Origin of the sequence: Fulvivirga marina (assembly GCF_016775155.1) — a bacterium.
GTDB classification, from domain to species: domain Bacteria; phylum Bacteroidota; class Bacteroidia; order Cytophagales; family Cyclobacteriaceae; genus Fulvivirga; species Fulvivirga marina.
The window spans coordinates 476195-495958 of record NZ_JAEUGD010000067.1 but is presented as its reverse complement, the minus strand read 5'-3'; the positions used below and the strand labels follow the sequence as shown (position 1 = coordinate 495958).

19 protein-coding genes are annotated in these 19764 nt (G+C 37.7%); 7 read left to right on the top strand and 12 right to left on the bottom strand.

The features are described 5' to 3' along the window. Window positions 1-12: 12 nt before the first annotated feature. Genes pseI through JMN32_RS26270 form a run of 11 tightly spaced genes read right to left on the bottom strand, consistent with a single transcriptional unit; the run spans window position 13 to window position 11034 of the window. The gene (pseI, locus tag JMN32_RS26320) at window positions 13-1056 is read right to left on the bottom strand and encodes a pseudaminic acid synthase (RefSeq protein WP_202859398.1); all 1044 of its coding nucleotides are present in this window, start codon (window positions 1054-1056) and stop codon (window positions 13-15) included. Then, window positions 1056-1913, bottom strand: coding sequence for a methionyl-tRNA formyltransferase (locus JMN32_RS26315; protein ID WP_202859397.1), 858 nt, complete (start codon window positions 1911-1913; stop codon window positions 1056-1058). The genes pseI and JMN32_RS26315 overlap by 1 nt, the downstream gene beginning before the upstream one ends. Next, window positions 1910-2890 carry a UDP-2,4-diacetamido-2,4,6-trideoxy-beta-L-altropyranose hydrolase gene (gene pseG, locus JMN32_RS26310; protein ID WP_202859396.1) on the bottom strand — a complete coding sequence of 327 codons (981 nt, stop codon included), beginning with the start codon at window positions 2888-2890 and terminating at the stop codon, window positions 1910-1912. Before pseG ends, JMN32_RS26315 begins: the two co-directional genes overlap by 4 nt. Beyond that, on the bottom strand, window positions 2883-3572 hold the full coding sequence (gene pseF / locus JMN32_RS26305) for a pseudaminic acid cytidylyltransferase (RefSeq protein ID WP_202859395.1): 690 nt from the start codon (window positions 3570-3572) through the stop codon (window positions 2883-2885). Before pseF ends, pseG begins: the two co-directional genes overlap by 8 nt. Further along, a complete protein-coding gene (gene pseC, locus JMN32_RS26300; protein WP_202859484.1) occupies window positions 3565-4758 on the bottom strand; it encodes a UDP-4-amino-4,6-dideoxy-N-acetyl-beta-L-altrosamine transaminase in 1194 nt (397 codons plus the stop codon). Before pseC ends, pseF begins: the two co-directional genes overlap by 8 nt. Further along, window positions 4758-5771 (bottom strand): UDP-N-acetylglucosamine 4,6-dehydratase (inverting), encoded by a 1014-nt coding sequence (pseB, locus tag JMN32_RS26295; protein ID WP_202859394.1) that lies wholly within the window; start codon window positions 5769-5771, stop codon window positions 4758-4760. Before pseB ends, pseC begins: the two co-directional genes overlap by 1 nt. Window positions 5772-5824: 53 nt before the next feature. Continuing rightward, on the bottom strand, window positions 5825-6844 hold the full coding sequence (gene rfbB, locus JMN32_RS26290) for a dTDP-glucose 4,6-dehydratase (RefSeq protein WP_202859393.1): 1020 nt from the start codon (window positions 6842-6844) through the stop codon (window positions 5825-5827). Continuing rightward, entirely contained in the window at window positions 6841-7713 is an 873-nt protein-coding gene (gene rfbA, locus JMN32_RS26285; RefSeq protein WP_202859392.1) for a glucose-1-phosphate thymidylyltransferase RfbA, read from the bottom strand. Before rfbA ends, rfbB begins: the two co-directional genes overlap by 4 nt. A 12-nt stretch (window positions 7714-7725) precedes the next feature. Further along, the gene (gene galE / locus JMN32_RS26280; protein WP_202859391.1) at window positions 7726-8763 is read right to left on the bottom strand and encodes a UDP-glucose 4-epimerase GalE; all 1038 of its coding nucleotides are present in this window, start codon (window positions 8761-8763) and stop codon (window positions 7726-7728) included. Further along, complete coding sequence (locus JMN32_RS26275; RefSeq protein WP_202859390.1) at window positions 8763-10010, bottom strand: nucleotide sugar dehydrogenase; 1248 nt, start codon at window positions 10008-10010, stop codon at window positions 8763-8765. The genes galE and JMN32_RS26275 overlap by 1 nt, the downstream gene beginning before the upstream one ends. Before the next feature lie 4 nt (window positions 10011-10014). Then, window positions 10015-11034, bottom strand: coding sequence for an NAD-dependent epimerase (locus JMN32_RS26270; RefSeq protein ID WP_202859389.1), 1020 nt, complete (start codon window positions 11032-11034; stop codon window positions 10015-10017). A 142-nt stretch (window positions 11035-11176) separates the two neighbouring features. On the opposite strand from JMN32_RS26270, the gene JMN32_RS26265 reads away from it, so the two are divergent. From JMN32_RS26265 to JMN32_RS26235, 7 genes are read left to right on the top strand one after another with little or no spacing between them, the layout of a single operon-like run. Continuing rightward, a complete protein-coding gene (locus JMN32_RS26265; RefSeq protein WP_202859388.1) occupies window positions 11177-12019 on the top strand; it encodes a Wzz/FepE/Etk N-terminal domain-containing protein in 843 nt (280 codons plus the stop codon). Further along, window positions 12016-12678: a heme exporter protein CcmB gene (locus JMN32_RS26260; RefSeq protein WP_238354631.1), complete on the top strand. Its 663-nt coding sequence runs from the start codon at window positions 12016-12018 to the stop codon at window positions 12676-12678. Before JMN32_RS26265 ends, JMN32_RS26260 begins: the two co-directional genes overlap by 4 nt. A gap of 13 nt (window positions 12679-12691) precedes the next feature. Then, window positions 12692-13348 (top strand): cytochrome c biogenesis protein, encoded by a 657-nt coding sequence (ccsA, locus tag JMN32_RS26255; protein ID WP_202859387.1) that lies wholly within the window; start codon window positions 12692-12694, stop codon window positions 13346-13348. Beyond that, a complete protein-coding gene (locus JMN32_RS26250) occupies window positions 13348-13602 on the top strand; it encodes a CcmD family protein (RefSeq protein WP_202859386.1) in 255 nt (84 codons plus the stop codon). The genes ccsA and JMN32_RS26250 overlap by 1 nt, the downstream gene beginning before the upstream one ends. Before the next feature lie 51 nt (window positions 13603-13653). Beyond that, window positions 13654-14061: a cytochrome c maturation protein CcmE domain-containing protein gene (locus JMN32_RS26245; RefSeq protein WP_202859385.1), complete on the top strand. Its 408-nt coding sequence runs from the start codon at window positions 13654-13656 to the stop codon at window positions 14059-14061. 22 nt (window positions 14062-14083) lie between these two features. Next, window positions 14084-16621 (top strand): heme lyase CcmF/NrfE family subunit, encoded by a 2538-nt coding sequence (locus JMN32_RS26240; RefSeq protein ID WP_202859384.1) that lies wholly within the window; start codon window positions 14084-14086, stop codon window positions 16619-16621. Between the two features lie 22 nt (window positions 16622-16643). Then, window positions 16644-17435 carry a Rossmann-like and DUF2520 domain-containing protein gene (locus JMN32_RS26235; protein ID WP_202859383.1) on the top strand — a complete coding sequence of 264 codons (792 nt, stop codon included), beginning with the start codon at window positions 16644-16646 and terminating at the stop codon, window positions 17433-17435. On the opposite strand, the gene JMN32_RS26230 is transcribed toward JMN32_RS26235, so the two are convergent. Then, entirely contained in the window at window positions 17432-19726 is a 2295-nt protein-coding gene (locus tag JMN32_RS26230) for a TonB-dependent receptor (RefSeq protein WP_202859382.1), read from the bottom strand. The genes JMN32_RS26235 and JMN32_RS26230 overlap by 4 nt on opposite strands. Window positions 19727-19764: the final 38 nt, after the last annotated feature.

The following is a 19764-nucleotide window of genomic DNA, read 5'->3' as shown; positions in this document are numbered from 1 at the left end:
TGTTAATAGAAATTAAGTCCAATTAATATGGTCAGTACTTAGAGGGCTACCTGCCTTAAGATTCTGCGTGAAGGTTTTCCCAATTATTTCATGCAAATATTTTGGATGTAAGCCGTAGCCCGGTCGAATTGATCTAATATTTTTAAGAGTCACTTCTTCCCCGGCTTTAACATCATCGATAATAAACAGGGATCGTGCAAATTTTCGATTTGCCTTTACCTTCTCTGAAATTTCATATGTTACTTTTCCTAATGCCAATTCAGCTTCACGTACACTCTGTACCATTTGGCTAAATTCCTCAATATTAAGTGAAAAGTCGGCATCCGGGCCACCCAATGCTTTATCTAAAATAAAATGCTTTTCTATAACCTTAGCACCTAGAGCTACAGAGGTTACAGGTACAATGATACCATAAGTGTGATCTGATAATCCCACTTCGGTTTGAAATCGATCCCTCATGTCTGGTATTGTCCTAAGGTTGGCAAGCTCAACAGGTGCAGGGTATGATGATGTACATTTAAGAAGAACTATATCCGTATTTCCTTCATCTCTACAGGTTTTGACAGCCAAGGCAATGTCTTCTTCTTCTGCAATACCCGTTGAAATTATAATAGGCTTCTTTTTGGACGCAGTATATTTAATCAATGGAATATCCTGAATTTCGAAAGATGCAATTTTATATGCCGGAACATTCAGGTTTTCCAGAAAATCAACAGCTGTGTTATCAAATGGAGAAGAGAAAAACTCTAATCCCTCATTGGTAGCAACTTGTTGTAATTTTTCATGCCATTCCCATGGTGTGTATGCCTGCTCATAGAGCTTGTATAGTGTCATCCCATCCCATAATGACCCTTGATTAATTTGGAAGTACTCATTATCGCAATTAATCGTTAGGGTGTCTGCTGTATACGTTTGTAATTTTATGGCATCAGCCCCAGCCTTTTTTGCAGCCTGAATAGTTTTTACGGCAATTTCAAAATCGTGATTATGGTTGGCCGATAATTCTGCAATTATAAACGTATGCCCTTCGTTTAAATCAAAGTTTCCTATTTTCATTATTCCAAAGTTTTTCCTGGGATTAAATTTAAATCTGAATTTCTTAAAGACTTAAGTTCAATAGCTCCATTTGCGGTTTTGACTATAACTGGATTTTTTTTCAAAATCAGACCATTTGGATCAGTTTGACTATAACCTTTGCTACTGTATTCAATCTTATCAATTATTATTTTGTCACCATTATAATAGGTGAAAGCTCCAGGGTATGGATAAGCTTGAGCTCTCACCCAATTATAAATGCGTTCTTTTTGCCAGTTCCAATCAATTCTGCCATCTTCCGGTGTCCTCTTTCCGAAACAGGTGGCTTCTGAATCCATTTGCTTTTTCCTTTTTAAGGTTTTATGTTCTAGAGCCGAGAGAACATCTTCAACTATAGTAGGATATAAATATTCAAATTCTTTTAATAAATCCGCTCCAGTAGCTTTTCTCGATATTTTGATTTGTTTTTGAAATACAACATCACCCGTGTCGCACCCCTCGTCAATATAATGAGCAGTGACACCTGTTATCTTCTCATTATTAATAATAGCCCACACGTGTGGGGTACGTCCCCGATACTTTGGCAATAAGCTCCCATGCAAATTTAAAGCATGGTTAACGGAGTTGATAACATCGGATTCTAATAGAAACAAATAATTAATGGAGAACAAAACATCAATATTAGTTTCTTTCATGAATTTCAATAATCGGCCGTTCCTCGGATTCCCGATAAATAGCTTAATCTGATATTGCGAAGCCAAGTGAATGATGTCCTTAGAGTTGGAGTCAGTACCAATGAAAGCGGGGCTATATTTTTTAAGTAAGTTACTAATTGTTTTGAAACCCAAATTTCCTGAAGCTAAAAAAGCGATATTCATAAGTTTAAAAAGCTAGTTTTTATTCTTTCCCCACTTAAGCCATCTATTAATCGTATATCTGAATTTTTATTTTGAAGTAGTGATTTTTCAGCATTTACAAATGCAGTGGTCAATTGTCTTTTTTTAAATTGCATAGCATCAAAAAAAGCATTGATTTTTTTAAAGCCTTCATAAATAGACTTCTGATTATCAATATAATACCCTGATACTGTTTGAAGTCCTACTGCGAGCACTTCAAACAGTATTCCACTAGCGGGAACAATTGCAATTTGAGACTGTTTCATCAGGTTAACCATTTGCTCTTGTGATAGCCCAACTTGTATATTTAAAGAGGAATGTTCTTGTTGAATAGTTTTTAATTGCGCTAAATGCGGATTTATGGCACTTACTACAACGTTAATTTTTAATTGAGTTGATTGATTTAGTATACAATTAATTACTGTTTCAGTTAGGTTTGAATAGTCACTACCACCAAAACATATAAAAATCTCTTTCAAAGGTTTTTGTTGAATATTTTCTTTTGCCGCTTTTAAAAAAGCAGGTCTTAATAACGCATAATCTTGACCGAGAAGATATTTTGTATAAGGTTGGGCTTGATAACATCCTTTATTTATTCCCGGAGCATGGTTAATTATAACATCAGCTAAAAATTTTTGATTACAGAGGTCATCTATGTATACCAATTTAGAATGACGTGACTTTATTGTTTCTTGGTACTTCACGTCAAAATTATATCCATCTAAGACCGTTATAGAACCAGGTCTTATATTATCAAAAAATTCCTCCTCAGTTGAAATTTTCTTAATACCAAATCCATGTGAATTTGCTTCTTCTTCAATTTCAGGGGGGATGTTTTTTGTATAAAAAATAATTTGAAAAGCGTCCTTTATCATATGGGCGAGTGACATACATCTTACCAAATGCCCATAGCCCATGGTTTTATCACCATCAGCACGTATCAAAACGTTCTTACTCATCAGAAATTCTTGCTTTAAGCTCTGCAATCTGCCAGTCTGAAAATGTATCAATATCTTGAGCCTCCAGATCAGCGATTTCAATAGTACCACTGTTAACTCCAAAAAGTTCAGGCTTTTCAAAAAAACTACTGGTATCAAGCCAATAAAATTGGCCTGCATCATGCCAAGCGGGTGATAGATCTTGTGAGCGCTTGGACTTATTCTCAGGCCAGATCATTGACGCTTTACCGGTTGGGGCCACATTAAGTGCTCTCCATATTGGGTAGCTAAATTTGACAGTTGGAAATACAGTGTCAAAATTTCTAGAAACTAATAGATTATAAGCATCTTTTAAAGTGGTAGTTTTTAAAAGTGGTGCTGTTGGGTAAATACAACATGCGTGACTAAACAGATTATTATTGTTTTTGTAGTTATTCAAAACTTCTAGTATAACTTCGGCGGTTGTAGCAAAATCATCAGAGTTATCTTTGCTACGTTTGAATGGTACACTTGCACCATAATCTAATGCTATTTGGGCAATTTCGTCATCATCTGTTGAAACCATCACCTCACTAAAAAGACCACTTTCAAAGGCGGTCTGGATCGAGTATGAAATTATAGGCTTGTTAAGAAAATTTCTAATATTTTTTCTGGGGATTCTTTTGCTACCTCCCCTAGCCGGTATTATGGCCAGATTATTCATAAGATGAGAAAAATGATTTTATTACTTCTATAATGTAATTTTGTTGTTCATCCGTAAGGGTTGGATACATCGGTAAGCTTAAACATTTTTTGTAATAATTTTCGGCATGGATTAAATCACCTTCTTTCCATCCCATTTTTTTATAATAGGGCATAAGGTGTGTTGGTATATAATGAATTTGTGCGTATATATCTTTTGTACGAAGATAATTATACAGTTCCAGTCGGTTTTCAGTTTCAATTATATATAAATGATATGCATGCCCATCAATTATACCCGATTGTCCTATTATGTTAGGGTCATCTTTGAAGGCATGGTGATATACTCTTGCTATTTCACGTCTCCTTTTTAGCCCTTCATCAGCTCTTTTTAATTGACTTATTCCCAATGCAGCCTGAATATCCGTTAATCTGTAATTAAAGCCCAGCTCTTGCATTTCCATATACCAGCCTGGGTAGTTGTCAGAAGATGTGCCTGTGGCAAAATTACTAGTATTTGCAAATGATGACTTATCTCGCGTAATACCATGACTTCTCAACATAAGAAGTTGTTGGTACAAAGCTTCATCATTGGTTGTTATCATGCCACCTTCACCACATGCAATATGTTTAACAGGGTGAAACGAGAAAATTGCCAAATCTGCATATTTTCCGTTTCCACAGAACTCTTTTTCTCCATTTAAGTTTAAGAAATAACCACCTGGGGCATGACAAGCATCTTCAATTAGCCAAAGGCCAAACTCATCGGCAAGCTCCTTGAATGCTTCAAGATTAACCGCCCTGCCTGCAAAGTCAACAGGAATTATTCCCTTATAGTGGCCCGATGGAGAGGATTCTAACAAGCTTCTGACCTTATTTATATCAAGAAGATAGGTTTCTGGATCAATGTCCGAAAATATTACTTCCCCCCCACAATAGCGAACACAGTTCGCTGAAGCCGCAAAAGTAATAGGTGTTGTAATAACTTTATCGTCAGGCTGAACCCCAAGCGCTAATGTGCAAAGATGTAATGCGGCAGTCCCATTGGCCACAGCAACAGCATATTGAGAGCCTATATACTTTGCAAAAGCCTGTTCAAATTCTAATATCTTTGGTCCCTGAGTTAGATAATCAGAACGTAATGTGTTAATAACTTCATTGATATCCTCCTCAGTGATATTTTGTCTGCCGTATGGTATAGGGTTCATCATGAGAGATCGAAAGTTGGGTCAACGTGTTTTTTTATTAGCTCACGCAGTTCGGAAACTCCAACCCACTCTTCGTTTTCACCTGAATTATATTTGAATCCAGGAGCAACTTTTTTAGCATTAAAGTTTTTTATAAACTCATCAAGCTTCCAGTTATGTGTGGCAGGAATGATAGCATAATACTTGCCGAGGTCATAGGTATAATAAGAATCTGAAGATGTAATCATCTCTTCATGCATCTTTTCTCCTGGGCGTATACCAACAATCTTATGCTCGCATTCGGGGGCTATGGCTTCCGCCACATCGGTAATTTTGTAAGAGGGAATTTTAGGTACAAATATTTCACCACCCCATGCATGTTCCAGCGCATGCAACACCATTTCCACACCACCTGTAAGTGAAATGTTAAATCGTGTCATTTCTGGCTCTGTTATTGGTAGTACACCATCTTTCTTTTTATTTAAGAAGAAAGGAATGACTGACCCATTAGATCCCATGACGTTTCCATATCGGACAACGGAAAATTTAATAGGATTCCAGCCTTTAATGTTATTTGCTGCTACAAATAATTTGTCTGAGGCTAATTTGGTTGCACCGTAGAGATTAATTGGTGCTGCAGCTTTATCGGTTGATAGTGCAACTACTTTTTCAACTTCAGTTTCAAGGCAGGCATTGATAATATTTTCAGCTCCTAATATGTTTGTTTTTACACACTCCATTGGATTGTATTCCGCAATTGGAACGTGTTTCATGGCTGCTGCGTGTATTACATAATCCACTCCTTTTAGAGCCCGTTTTACACGGTCATAATCTCTAACATCTCCAATAAAGAACCTCAGTTGTGGATACTTCTCATGAGGGTATTCCTGAGCCATTTGAAATTGCTTTTGCTCATCACGAGAGAAGATGATAAGTTTCTTAACTTTTGGCCACTGATCCAGGATATAAGCTGTTAATGCTTTACCTAATGAACCGGTGCCGCCTGTGATTAATATTGATTTATTCTCCAGCATTATAAATTAATTAAAAAGTATAATATTTGAAATTTGCCTTAATAAATTTGGATTTAGACACTTACATATTTTTTTAAATACCAATCTATTGTCAGGGTTATTCCTGTAGCAAAATTTTCATTGGCTTTCCAGCCTAAATCATTCTCGATCTTGGAGGCATCTATAGCATACCGTTTGTCATGGCCCGCACGATCTTTTACGTAGGAGACCTGAGATTTATAGGATGTCCCATCTTTTTTAGGGCTCTTTCTATCTAAAATTTCGCAAATTGTTTTTACTACTTCATTATTATTTCTCTCATTCCTTCCGCCAATGTTGTAGGTTTCTCCAGGTATACCTTTATGAAAAACAAGGTCAATCCCTATACAGTGGTCTAGTACATATAACCAGTCCCGTATATTTTTTCCATCACCGTATATAGGGATATTCTCTCCGTTTAATGCTTTTCTAATAATTACAGGAATTAACTTTTCATCATGTTGTTTTGGCCCATAGTTGTTTGAACAGTTTGTAGTAATAACATTAAGTCCGTATGTATGAAAATAACTCCTTACCAACATGTCACTTGAAGCTTTGGAAGCAGAATAAGGACTATTTGGAGCATAAGGAGTAGTTTCTTTGAATAGCCCTGTTTCACCAAGGGTGCCATAAACTTCATCGGTTGAAATATGATGAAAGCGTGCTTCTTTGAATTCCGCTTTTTTCTCAAAAGGTTTGTCCATCCAATGTTTACGAGCAACATCTATCAGCGTAAAAGTACCGTTGATGTTAGTATTTATGAATGCTTCGGGACCTTCTATAGAGTTGTCGACATGGGATTCAGCGGCAAAATGAATAACACCCTGAAAGTTATATTGATTAAAGAGATGTTCGATTAAATCTCTATCGCATATATCACCCTGAACGAAAGTATATCTCTCGTTTGACTCAACCTCTTCTAAGTTTGAAAGGTCTCCAGCATAAGTTAATTTGTCTAAGTTAACTAAATTATACTCTGAGTATTTTTTTAAAAAGTATGGGACGAAGTTTGAACCAATAAATCCAGCTCCGCCAGTGATAAGAATATTTTTCATATTTTTTCTTCAGCTATTTTAATCAAATACTGTCCATATTGGTTTTTAAGAAGAGGTTGGGCAAGCTCCACTAACTGGTTTTTGCTGATGTACCCTTTTCTAAATGCAATTTCTTCGAGACACGCTATTTTAAGACCCTGCCTCTCTTCTATGGATTCAACAAAGTTAGAGGCTTGAAGCAAACTTTGGTGTGTTCCTGTATCAAGCCAGGCCATACCTCTTCCCAGTAACTCAACGTGCAGTTTACCTTCTAGGAGGTACATGTTGTTTAGATCGGTTATTTCTAACTCCCCTCGAGGTGATGGTTTAATTTGTTTTGCTTTTTCAGAGACAGTATTATCGTAGAAATATAATCCGGTTACTGCATAGTTTGATTTTGGGTTTTGTGGTTTTTCAACGAGAGATACCACTTGGTTATCTTCTGTAAATTCTACTACTCCATATCTTTCAGGGTCCTTAACATAATATCCGAAAACGGTAGCACCGTCTTGTATTTGAGCTGCTTGAATTAAGGTCTTTGAGAAATTGTAGCCATAAAATATATTATCGCCCAGTATCAGGCAGCATGAGTCATCTCCTATAAACTCTTCACCAATGATAAAAGCCTGTGCTAGACCATCTGGCGAAGGTTGTACAGCATACTGTATATCAAGCCCTAGCTGAGACCCATCGGAAAGAAGACTTTTAAAAGCCTCGGAGTCTTCAGGAGTTGTGATGATTAATATTTCCTTTATGTTGGCCAGCATTAGGACTGATAAAGGGTGATAAATCATAGGTTTATCATAAATAGGTAAAAGCTGTTTGGAAATGGTTTTGGTAAGGGGATATAGCCTTGTACCAGAACCTCCTGCAAGAATGATTCCTTTCACAATGTTATGTGTTTAATTATTTACTATATTCGATATATTCTGTTGCCAATTCCAGGCATCTGTTAGTGATTGTTCTAAGGAACGTTCAGTTTTCCAGTTTAATTCATGCTGAGCTTTTGTGACATCAGCAAAAACCTTCTCAACATCACCACTTCTTCTATTTCCTATAGTATAATTTAGCTTTTGGTTAGTTGCTTTTTCAAACGTTGTTACAACTTCCATAACGGAATACCCTTTTCCGGTACCAATATTATAAATTTCCTTTTGGATGAGATTGTTACTCATAACCATTTTATTCAGGGCAGCAATGTGTGCTTTACTTAAATCAACAACGTGGATATAGTCTCTAATGCAGGTGCCGTCAGGAGTATTATAATCGTCTCCAAAAATAGTCAGCTGTTCGCGGAGGCCAGCTGCTGTTTGGGTAATGTATGGAACAAGATTGTTGGGAGTGCCCAAAGGTAATTCTCCAATTAAGCCCGAAGGATGTGCTCCAATAGGGTTAAAGTACCTTAGAGAAATAAACCTGAAGTTGTTCGATGCTCTTACAAAATCAGAGAGGATATCTTCGCAAATCTGCTTTGTCCTTCCGTATGGTGACTCGGCTGGCTTTATTGGAGATTCCTCCGTTACAGGTAAAACGTCAGGTTGCCCGTAGACAGTGCAGGATGAAGAAAATACAAGGTTTCTAATATTCTCTTCATCCATTATTTTCAGTAAATTAACTGTGGATAATAAGTTGTTCTCATAATACTTAAGCGGGTTTGATGAAGACTCTCCCACTGCTTTGAATGCAGCGAAATGTATAACACCCTGAATTTCAGTGTTATTATTGAAAGCAAACCTTAAGAAATCAATGTCATTACAGTCCCCCTCTTCTAAAATAATCTTGGAGTTAGTGAGGGTTTCTAGTTTGTCAATTACAAACTTTTCTGAGTTCGAGAAGTTGTCAATAATTACAGGGGTATATCCAGCATTAATCAGCTCAACGCAGGTGTGAGAGCCTATATACCCTGCTCCTCCGGTAACAACGATTTTTCCTTTTCCCATTACAGTCTTGCGGTTACAATATTTTTGTCCAGAAACCCCTTAATATCATAAATAGCAGTAGATTCATTAGATATACTTTTAATATCCAATGCTTTAAATGATTTATGCCCGACCGCAAGTACAATTGCATTATAAACCATGTCAGGTTTTGGAATTAGAGTAATTCCGTATTCATGGTTTACTTCATCCACGTCAGCCTGAGGGTCGTAGACGTGTAAATTGGCCCCAAAACCTTTAAGTTCATTAATTACATCAATTACCCTGCTATTTCGAATATCTGGGCAATCTTCTTTAAAAGTAACACCTAAAACCAGTATGTTACTGTTGTTTATGGGATTGTTCTTTTTGGTCATTAGTTTAATGACTTTGCTAGCAACGTATATACCCATGTTGTCATTAATTCTTCGGCCAGAAAGAATTACTTGGGGATGATATCCAATGCTTTCTGCTTTATAGGTCAGGTAATAGGGGTCAACCCCAATGCAGTGACCTCCAACTAGCCCCGGCTTAAATGGGAGAAAATTCCATTTTGTTCCTGCTGCTTTCAGTACCTCGTGTGTATCAATTTTCATCTTATCAAAAATCATCGCCAATTCGTTTACAAAAGCGATGTTAAGATCTCTTTGAGAGTTCTCGATAACTTTTGCTGCTTCAGCTACCTTGATAGATGAAGCCATATGGGTACCTGCAGTGATTATTTTACCATATAACTGATCTACTCTTTCTGCAATTTCAGGAGTGCTTCCGCTGGTCACCTTTTTAATTGTACTCAATCTGTGTTCTTTATCTCCAGGGTTTATTCTTTCCGGACTATAGCCACAGTAAAAATCTGAGTTGTACTTTAGTCCACTTACCGCTTCCAAAATAGGGACACAAACCTCCTCTGTACAACCAGGAAATACAGTTGATTCATATATAACGATGTTGCCTTTTGAAAGTACTTTGCCTACACTTTCACTAGCTTTTTTTAGAGGTGTTAGATCAGGGGTTTTATATTGATCAATTGGTGTAGGTACCGTTATTATGTATATATCAACTGATTTAAGATCTCCAACATCAGATGTGTAGCTCAGTCGTTTTGCTTGTGATAATTCTTCCTTATCAACTTCTAGTGTTCTGTCTTTTCCATTCTGCAGCTCGCGAATCCTTTTCTCGTTGATGTCAAACCCTATTACATCAAGTACTTTCCCAAATTCTACAGCCAAAGGAAGGCCAACATATCCAAGTCCAATAATCCCTAATTTCATTTATTTAGATATTTTCAATCTTATAATAGTCTAAATACCAATCTATAAATCTCTGAATTCCAGTTTTAATGGAAGTGTTTGGTTTGAAATCAACACTTTCCTTTAGTGCCGTAACATCTGCATAAGTAGCGGGTACGTCACCAGGCTGTAAAGGCATCATGTTTTTGATAGCGGTTTTTCCTAATGCTTCTTCAATAGCATTAATAAATTCCATTAATTTTACAGGCTGGTTATTGCCAATATTATAAATTTTGTATGGGGCAAAGCTATCCGAAGGGTTTGGGGCATTGCCATCCCAGTCAGGGTTCCCTGAAGGTATGGTTGGTATAAGTCTTACGATTCCTTCAATGATATCATCAACATATGTAAAATCTCTTAGCATCTTACCATGGTTATAGACATCGATAGGCTTACCTTCAATAATCGCTTTCGTAAATAAGAAAAGTGCCATGTCAGGTCTTCCATAAGGGCCATATACAGTAAAGAACCGCAAGCCGGTAGTTGGCAAACCGTACAGATGTGAATAGGTGTGTGCCATCAATTCATTCGATTTCTTAGTGGCAGCATATAATGATACCGGGTGATCTACATTGTGCTCAACAGAGAATGGCATTTTTGTATTAGCCCCATAAACTGAGCTTGATGACGCATATATTAGGTGCTTGACGTTGTTGTGTCTACATCCTTCAAGAATATTAACAAATCCATCTATATTACTTTTTATATATGCTCTGGGATTAGTTAAGGAGTAGCGTACCCCTGCTTGAGCAGCAAGGTTCACAACATAACTGAAGTTGCCTGCTTCAAACAGTTTCTCAATGCTCCCCTGGTCCTCAAGGTCTAGCTTTTTAAAACTGAAATTATCTTCTTTCTCCAGAATAGAAAGTCTTGATTTTTTAAGATTTACATCGTAATAGTCATTGAGGTTATCTATACCCGTAACTTTATACCCTTTATTGCTCAAAACCTTACAAAGGTGAAAGCCTATAAAGCCTGCTGCTCCTGTAACTAAAATTGAATGCATATATTAAATTATATTACTTGATAACCTGAAATATGCCTTAACCTAACTTGAAGGTGGCAATTTTGACACAAATGTAATAATTATATATAGCATTAGAACTCTTAAATATATTTTAATAAACTTGCACTAGAATTTTACCCAAATGGAAATGGCGGAAAAAGAGAATGATGAGATTGATTTGACGGAGTTGCTGGTCAGGATCAAAAATGTTCTGTTTAAAAATAAAATCACTATAACCCTATTAACCCTTGTCGGTCTACTTCTCGGGTTTGGGTATTACAGCCTTAAGCCTCCTGTATATGAGAGTGAGGTTGTCGTTAGAGCCGCCATTCTAAATCAAGCTTTAATTGAAGTTATAAATGATAACTTAACACAGTTAATTAAAGAGAATAATCATAAGGCACTTGCCGATCGGTTTAATATCTCTGTCGAGTTTTCGGGAGAAATAAAAAGTGTTGAGATCAGGCCCGCAGACAAACTTGCAGATAAAAGGCTCGACTATGCATTTTACGTTGTAAAGGTTGAATCTGGGTCTAATGATCATTGGTCTGAGCTAGAGCAGGGAGTGTTTTATTACTTATCAAATAACCCTTATGTTAAAAGGCGTATCGAATTGAAGGCTAAGCAATACAAGGATTTTATTGATAAACTTGATTTTGAGATTAGCCAGATTGACACGCTGAAGAAAAACCTGTATAAATCTCAGAGCTTGGGGAAAGATAACGTTATCATGATGAATCCCGGTGAGGTATACACTGCATTACTAGAACTTATTCAACAAAAGCAAAGACTGGAGGAAGATTTGGCCTTCAATCAGGCGATTGAAGTGGTTGAAGACTTTGATACTTATAAAAGGCCAGTGAGTCCGAAACTGGGTATTTCTATAGCAGTTGGTGGCTTATTAGGCTTGTTTGCAGGTCTGTTGATTGCTTTTGGTCGACAACTGGTTGTGTATATCAAGCAATACGAAAGGACTCATTCTTGAGTGGGGTAATTAATTTTATAAAGAAGGAAGTACTTTTAGAGTGGCGTCAACGCTATGCCATCAATGGTATACTTTTATACTTAGTTAGTACTATCTTTATTTGTTACCTAAGTTTTAATGTTAAGGCCAATCAGCTTAACCCTGTAACGTGGAATGCGTTATTCTGGATCATCTTGTTATTCACAGCTATTAATGCTGTAGCAAAGAGCTTTATACAAGAGAAAGAGGGGAAGTTTTTATACTATTACTGGCTTATCAAACCACAAACCCTAATTGTAGCTAGAATCCTCTATAATGCTTTGTTGATGTTGATTCTTGCCGTTCTGGGTTTTGTTATGTATTCCCTTGTTTTGGGTAACCCCATTCATGATCCATTGTTGTTTGTGATTAACCTTCTTATGGCAGCAATTTCTTTTTCGTCGGCGTTGACCATGATATCTGCAATAGCTTCAAAAGCTAACAATAACCAGACACTTATGGCTATATTAGGCTTCCCTGTAATTTTGCCGATGCTACTCATGATCATAAAAATATCAAAAAATGCTCTGGATGGGATTGAAAGAAGTGCTAGTTATGATGAAATGCTCACTTTGCTGGCAATTAATCTAATAGTCGGGGCGGTTTCTTATCTCTTATTCCCGTATCTTTGGAGGAGCTAATTTTGAAGGGCTTATGCGTAAACCGTGGTGGAAAATATTAACAGTTCTACTACTCCTCTATGTTGTTGTAGGTGGACTTTTGATGGAAGTGCCGAGACTGGTTATTCTTAATGAAACCATAAGGGCGTTATATTTTCATGTTCCAATGTGGTTTGGAATGATATTAATGCTTGTGGTTTCTGTAGTTTACTCCATTCGCTATCTTTTGCGTTCGGATACGGTAAATGATGACTTTGCTATTGAGTTTGCTAATGTAGGTGTCATTTTTGGTGTCCTGGGAATTCTTACCGGAATGCTATGGGCGCAGTTTACCTGGGGAGACTGGTGGAGTGGAGATCCGAAACAAAATGGTGCTGCCATAGGCCTGCTCATTTATTTTGCCTACTTTATACTTAGAGGATCGTTAGACAATGATGAGCAAAGAGCCAGAATAAGTGCAGTATATAATATTTTTGCATTCTTCGCTTTAATCCCTCTTTTATTTATACTTCCCAGGCTTACAGATTCACTTCACCCTGGTAATGGCGGAAATCCGGGATTTAATGCATATGACCTTGACAGTAGGTTGAGAATGGTTTTTTATCCGGCCGTTATCGGATGGACTTTGTTGGGAGTATGGATAGCTACGTTGAGAATTAGAATTAGAAAACTTGAACAAACTATAGAATAATGAAAAAAATTGGCTTACTGCTGGTTTTCTGCTTGACCTCATTTTTCCTGTTGGCACAGGATAAGATAGAAATTACTGAAAGTGACTATGCAAATCAAGAAGTTGAGATGGCTGACAGGTTCAGGGAAGAAGGGAAGATATATATACTCACCGGGGTGATATGTATTATTCTAGGAGGCATGGTTACCTATCTGGTTGTAATTGATAAAAAAGTCAGCAGAATAGAGAAACAGTTGCTAAATAATGACATTTAGAAACCATTTTGAGCCTAACTTTGTAGAGTATTTGATTAATAATTGAAGCTTATGAAAACTTCTCACATTATCGGTATTATTATAATAGCCGCTGCTATTGGAATCATTATAACAACTGCGGGCGATGCAAGTTCCTATGTGACTTTTGATACAGCCCAGGAGATGGCTCTCAATGGCAATGAAAACAGTATCCATGTAGTTGGTGAGCTTAAGAAAAAAAATGGCGAAATCGTGGGGATTCGACCTTCGGTAGATAAACTGTCATTTTCATTTGTCATGGTAGATGATAATAAGAAAGAGCAAAAGGTTTTTTATAACGAGCCAATGCCAGCTGATTTTCAAAGATCTGAAAAGGTTGTAGTTATCGGTTCATATAAGGATGATCTTTTTGTAGCGGAAAAAATTCTTATGAAATGTCCTTCGAAATATCAGGAGAATACTGTAAAAGCAGAGATGTGAGAGGGGAAAAAGCTAAATATTTATGATACATGAATTTATTGGTGGCCTTGGTCACCTTTTTGTTGTTGTAGCTTTTATAAGCGCATTATATTCCGCGTTTTGTTTTTTTAGGGCCGCTCAGGCCAAAGAGTTATCAGAGGAAAGATCCTGGAAAGTAAATGGAAGAGTTGCATTCTACCTTCACACAATCGCAGTTGTTGGTATTGTTTTTAGTCTCTTTTATATTATTTATAATCATTATTTCGAATATCACTATGCATGGAGCCACTCCTCAAGGAGACTGCCTGCTCACTATATGATTTCCTGCTTCTGGGAAGGACAAGAAGGTAGCTTTTTACTATGGTTATTTTGGCATGCATTGCTTGGGGTGATTGTTATTTTAACGAACAAATACTGGGAGGCTCCGGTGATGACGGTGTTTTCATTAGTACAGGTTTTTTTAGCTTCAATGATTTTGGGTGTGGTTATACCGGGTTTGAATATAAAACTAGGTAGCTCCCCCTTTATATTGCTGAGGGATGCTATAGACGCTCCTATTTTTAAAGAGCAACCTGACTTTGTGCCAAAAGATGGAACCGGACTTAATCCGTTGCTTCAAAACTATTGGATGGTAATACACCCTCCGACTTTGTTTTTGGGGTTTGCGACAACGGTTATTCCATTTGCTTTTTGCATAGCCGGACTTTGGAAAAGAAGGTATCGCGAATGGGTAAGGCCGGCATTGCCTTGGGCATTGTTTTCTGGTGCTATACTGGGGTTAGGAATTTTGATGGGTGGATACTGGGCCTATGAAACCCTTAACTTTGGAGGCTATTGGAATTGGGACCCTGTAGAAAACGCAGTTTACGTGCCGTGGCTATTTCTCATAGCCGCTATTCATACCATGATCACGTTCAAAAACAGTGATACAGCACTTAAGGCTAGCGTGGTATTGGTGATTACGACCTTCGTATTGATTCTCTACTCTACTTTCTTAACCAGAAGTGGAATTCTCGGAAACTCCTCTGTGCATTCGTTTACAGATCTTGGACTTTCCGGGCAGCTATTGATTTATCTATTATTCTTTACTATCGGATCAGTTGTATTGGCGGTTATCAGGTGGAAAGAAATGCCGACCTCAGAGAAGGAAGCCTCTACATACTCAAGAGAGTTTTGGATATTTATCGGAGCTTTAGTTTTATGCCTTATGGGCTTTCAGGTATTAATACCTACGTCAATACCCGTATGGAATAGTATAGTTGAACTTTTCGGTGGTGTATCAAACCTTGCTCCACCAGCAGATCAAATTCTGTTCTATTCAAAATTTCAACTTTGGTTTGCTGTCGGTGTAGCACTTCTATCAGGGACGGGACAGTTCTTTTGGTGGAAGAATATGAAGAAAGAAGAATTGTGGAGCAGCCTTACGGTACCAGTCATAATCACTTTGGTTTTAACAACTATTATTGTTGTGGTAAAGAATGTGGCTGATCCTTCATATATAATATTATTATTGGGAGGTGTTTATACAGTGGTGGCAAATACAAAGATCCTTATCAATGTATTAAAGAAGAACCCGAAGCTGTCCGGTGGTGCAGTTACACATATTGGTATTGGGCTGATGTTGATAGGAGTTATGTTTTCTGCGGGTTATTCAAAGGTAGTGTCTCTAAATACCACGGGTATGCTTATATCCAAGGAGTCGTCAACAGAGTTCAATAATGAGAACTTGTTGCTATTCATCAATGAACCTAAAGAAATGGCAGACTATAGCCTGAAATATAAAGGGGAGCGGCTGGAGCCGATTAATGCCTCTGATTATATTAGCCGAAATGATATCAGGAAGACAAGTGAGCCTCATATGGTGATAGCCAAACGGGATATTGAAGCTGAAGGTGAAGTCATCTTTCAAAAGAATGATACCATTGAGATTGCTCCGGAAAATACGTATTATGAAATCGAATATACTGATAATCGGGGAAAGAAATTTACCCTTTATCCGAGAGCACAAGTAAACGAATCGATGGGGGGTTTACTGGCGTCACCAGATATCAAAAGAGGACTGGCCAAAGATTTATATACACACGTTTCCTCAATCAGAGATCCTAATAATGATGTGGAATGGAGCGATATGGAGGAGTTTGAAATATCTCCAAAAGAAACCTTCTTCGTGAATGACTACGTTGCCAAGGTGGATAAGCTGGAAAGGATACCTGAAGTTGAAGGGGTTGAGCTGGAGAAAGAAGATGTTGCAGTTAAAGCTACTATAATTGTTCAGGGGGAAGAGTCAGAATATATAGCCCAGCCAATCTTTTTAATTAAGAATGGCATGGTAGGGCGTATTGCAGATGAAATTAGTGACCTGGGACTCAAACTTACCCTATTAAATATTTACCCGGAGAAAAACAGCTTCGCTATAGGTGCTAACACAAGACAAAAGGACTGGGTTGTACTCAAAGCAATGGAAAAACCATTTATCAATGTGTTATGGTTTGGAACCTTGCTCTTAATGGTAGGGTTTGGAATTGCTATTAAAAGGCGATATAGCGAGTTTAGAAAGATGAGAGAAAAGGGAATGGAGTAAAATTTCAGCTAATCTTAGCAGGATGTCGAACAACAATTATGTTTCTTTTATAGGCGCAGGTAATTTAGCCTGGCATCTGGCTCCTTCACTGGATAATGCAGGGTATGCCGTTAAGGAGGTTTGTAGCACATCATTAAAAAGCTCCAAAGCTTTAGTTAACAGATTGTACCAGGCTGAGGAGAAAGAAGGGTATGATTTTTCTGATAGTCCATCTCAATATTTTATTATAGCGGTTCCTGATGATATCATTTCCGAAATAGCTCGTGAAATAATTTTGCCAGAGAACGCTATTTTACTGCATACGTCAGGAGCAAAGTCCATCGACCTGCTTTCTTATGCGGCAAGCGAGCATATTGGCGTTTTTTATCCTTTGCAGACCTTTAGTAAACAAAAAAAGGTTGACCTTAGTCATGTGCCCATATGTATTGAAGCTGAAGATACCAATACGGAAAAATTGCTTTATGTTATGGGTAAGGCAATCAGTAAAAAGGTATTACATGTTAATTCCAACGACCGGAAAGCTCTTCATGTCGCAGCCGTTTTTGCTTGCAATTTTGTTAATCATTTCATGAAAATATCGGAAGATATTTTGTCTGACTGCAAATTAGATTTTGATATGCTTCATCCCCTGATTGCAGAAACCATTAATAAAAGCTTTGAACTAGGACCAGGCCAGTCTCAGACTGGCCCGGCTAAGAGGCATGATTTCGAAACCCTTGATAAGCATATGGAGTTCTTGAGCGGAAATGAAACCATTGCAGAAATATATAGAGTAGTCTCTCAGCACATCATCGATAGCTACCCTAAGAATTAATTGCTTTTTGATAAGTTCCACTTAACTCCCACATAAAATTCACGTCCATGTATGGGAGCATATGCATAGGCTGTGTCAAAGTATGGGCTAAAGCCTGTTGATGCATTTGGATCATTAAAGCCTGTAAGCGGAGATATTGGTTGTATATAATCAAATAAGTTTTGTACTCCTCCATAAACAGACCAGGTATTGGAGATCTCCTTTGATAGCTGGATATTATGAAATACATATGGCTCAGATTTCGTAGGTCTGGGGCTAGAGAGGGGTGTTCCGTCCGGACTTACGTCGTAAACCACTGGTAGTGCCATAGGCCCGGTGAGTCTAAGCGTGTATGCGATATTAATCTGAGGCTGTGCCCATGTATAATTAGCGGTTATTACACCACTCCATTCAGGGGCAAACTCTATTGATGTGGTTTCAAACTCACCCTCGGCATTAGGCTCTGTTTGGGTAGCTTCTTGCATATTAAATCCAAGGTTTACGGCCAGAGGAAAGAAGAAATCGTGAGTTATGTTTATCCCTACACCCTTGGTAATAGCATGCCCATCCGTATTAGCGTAAATAATTTTACTGGGGTCATCGTAATTAGGAATGATCTTGTTGAAAAAATAGGTATAGTACATATCAAAGTCGATGGTTCCCTGACTTTTCCCAATAGAGTAAACATGATTGAAGTTAAGGTTTCCATTAAATGATTTTTCAGGCTTTAACTCTTCAGTTATCTCTACATTTCTTTGTCCGGTAATAAATGCATGATCTTCAGTGAATAAGTTTACAATTCTAAATCCAGTCCCAAAGTTTGCCCTAAGGGTTGTCCATTTTCCTGGCTTGTATTTGGCATTGAACCTGGGAGAAAAGATTGTACCGTGTGATGTATAGCTGTCCAGTCTACCTCCTGTTAGTAGCGTAACTTTATCTGATACTGTCCATTCATCCTGAAGGAAAATTCCTGGTATAAATTGATTATCCGGATTGTTTTTAGTGGATGTGGAGTCAGAAGTTGCCACGGTGTTATCATCATAATGCTGATACCTGGAAGTAATTCCTGCAAGAATGGAGTGTTTGTTTAATTGCTTGTCCCAGATGAAGTTGGCAAATGCTATCCCTTGCTCGGCTTCATAATAGTCGGAGCCATAATAGCTATCCTGTAAATGCTGACTCAATGAATAGTCAATTCTTAAATTGGCATTTGTAGGAAGCTCATAAGTGCCGAAAAGCTCAGCTCTGTGAGTATAAATACTTTCGCCATATATTTCATCACTACCTCTCAACTCCCGATAATTACGGTCCTGAAGGAATTCTTCAACACCATTTCTTCTATCCTCATAATAGTATTTTGCTGCTATTGAAAATTTTTTATTTCTAGGTCGGTAAATGTTCCATTTTGTGAAAAAGGAATATCTGTCCAAGTTGGCCATGTCTCCGAAGCCGTCATAATTTCTATCATCGAAATCATTAATGTAAGCATAGTTAATACCAACAAAGCCATTTGATTTACCAATAGAAGGAGCTACTGATAGATTGCCAAATGATTCAAAATGAGAAGTACCCATGAGGTCTATGGAAAGGAGGGGTTGGCCTTCTGGATCTTTGGTTATAATGTTGATTACACCTGCTACAGCTTCTGAGCCATAAAGTGTTGAACTTGGTCCTTTAATTACCTCAAACCTATCTATAATCATACTTGGAATACCATTTAACCCATAAACTGAAGCAAGATTTCCATATATTGGAGTTCCGTCCATGAGTACTGCGGTATAGGGACCGGGCAAGCCGTTAATGCTTATGCTGTTAGTAAAGCATACTCCGCAGGCTACGACTTCCTGAACACCGTTGACCAATTTAATGCCTTCTATTACAGACGACGCAGCCGCCGGGGTAAAAGTATTGAAGTACTCCGAGGTGACAACGCTAACCTTCACAGGGGATGATTTTACAAATGTAGGCTTCATCGTTCCTGTGACTACTACTTCCTCTAATCCAAGGCTGTTTTCTTCCAGTAAAACATTGAATTTAAGATTTTGTCCCGCAGATACATTTACGGTTTTTGTTAGTGGTTTATAACCTATTGACCTAAACTCCAAGTCGTAATTTCCAGGTTTTAGATCTGTAAGGCGAAACTGACCTTGTGCATTCGCCACATCTCCAGTTTGGGTAGATGGTATTTGGACGGTAGCACCTGGAATTCCACCTGCCTGACCTTTTATTATGCCATATATTGTAGCTGGTTGTTGGCCTAGACAAACCACATTGTAGGATATGATTACTACAAGCAGAATGGCTCTTTTCATAGATCAAAATATTTCATACTACAAACTTAATAAATTAA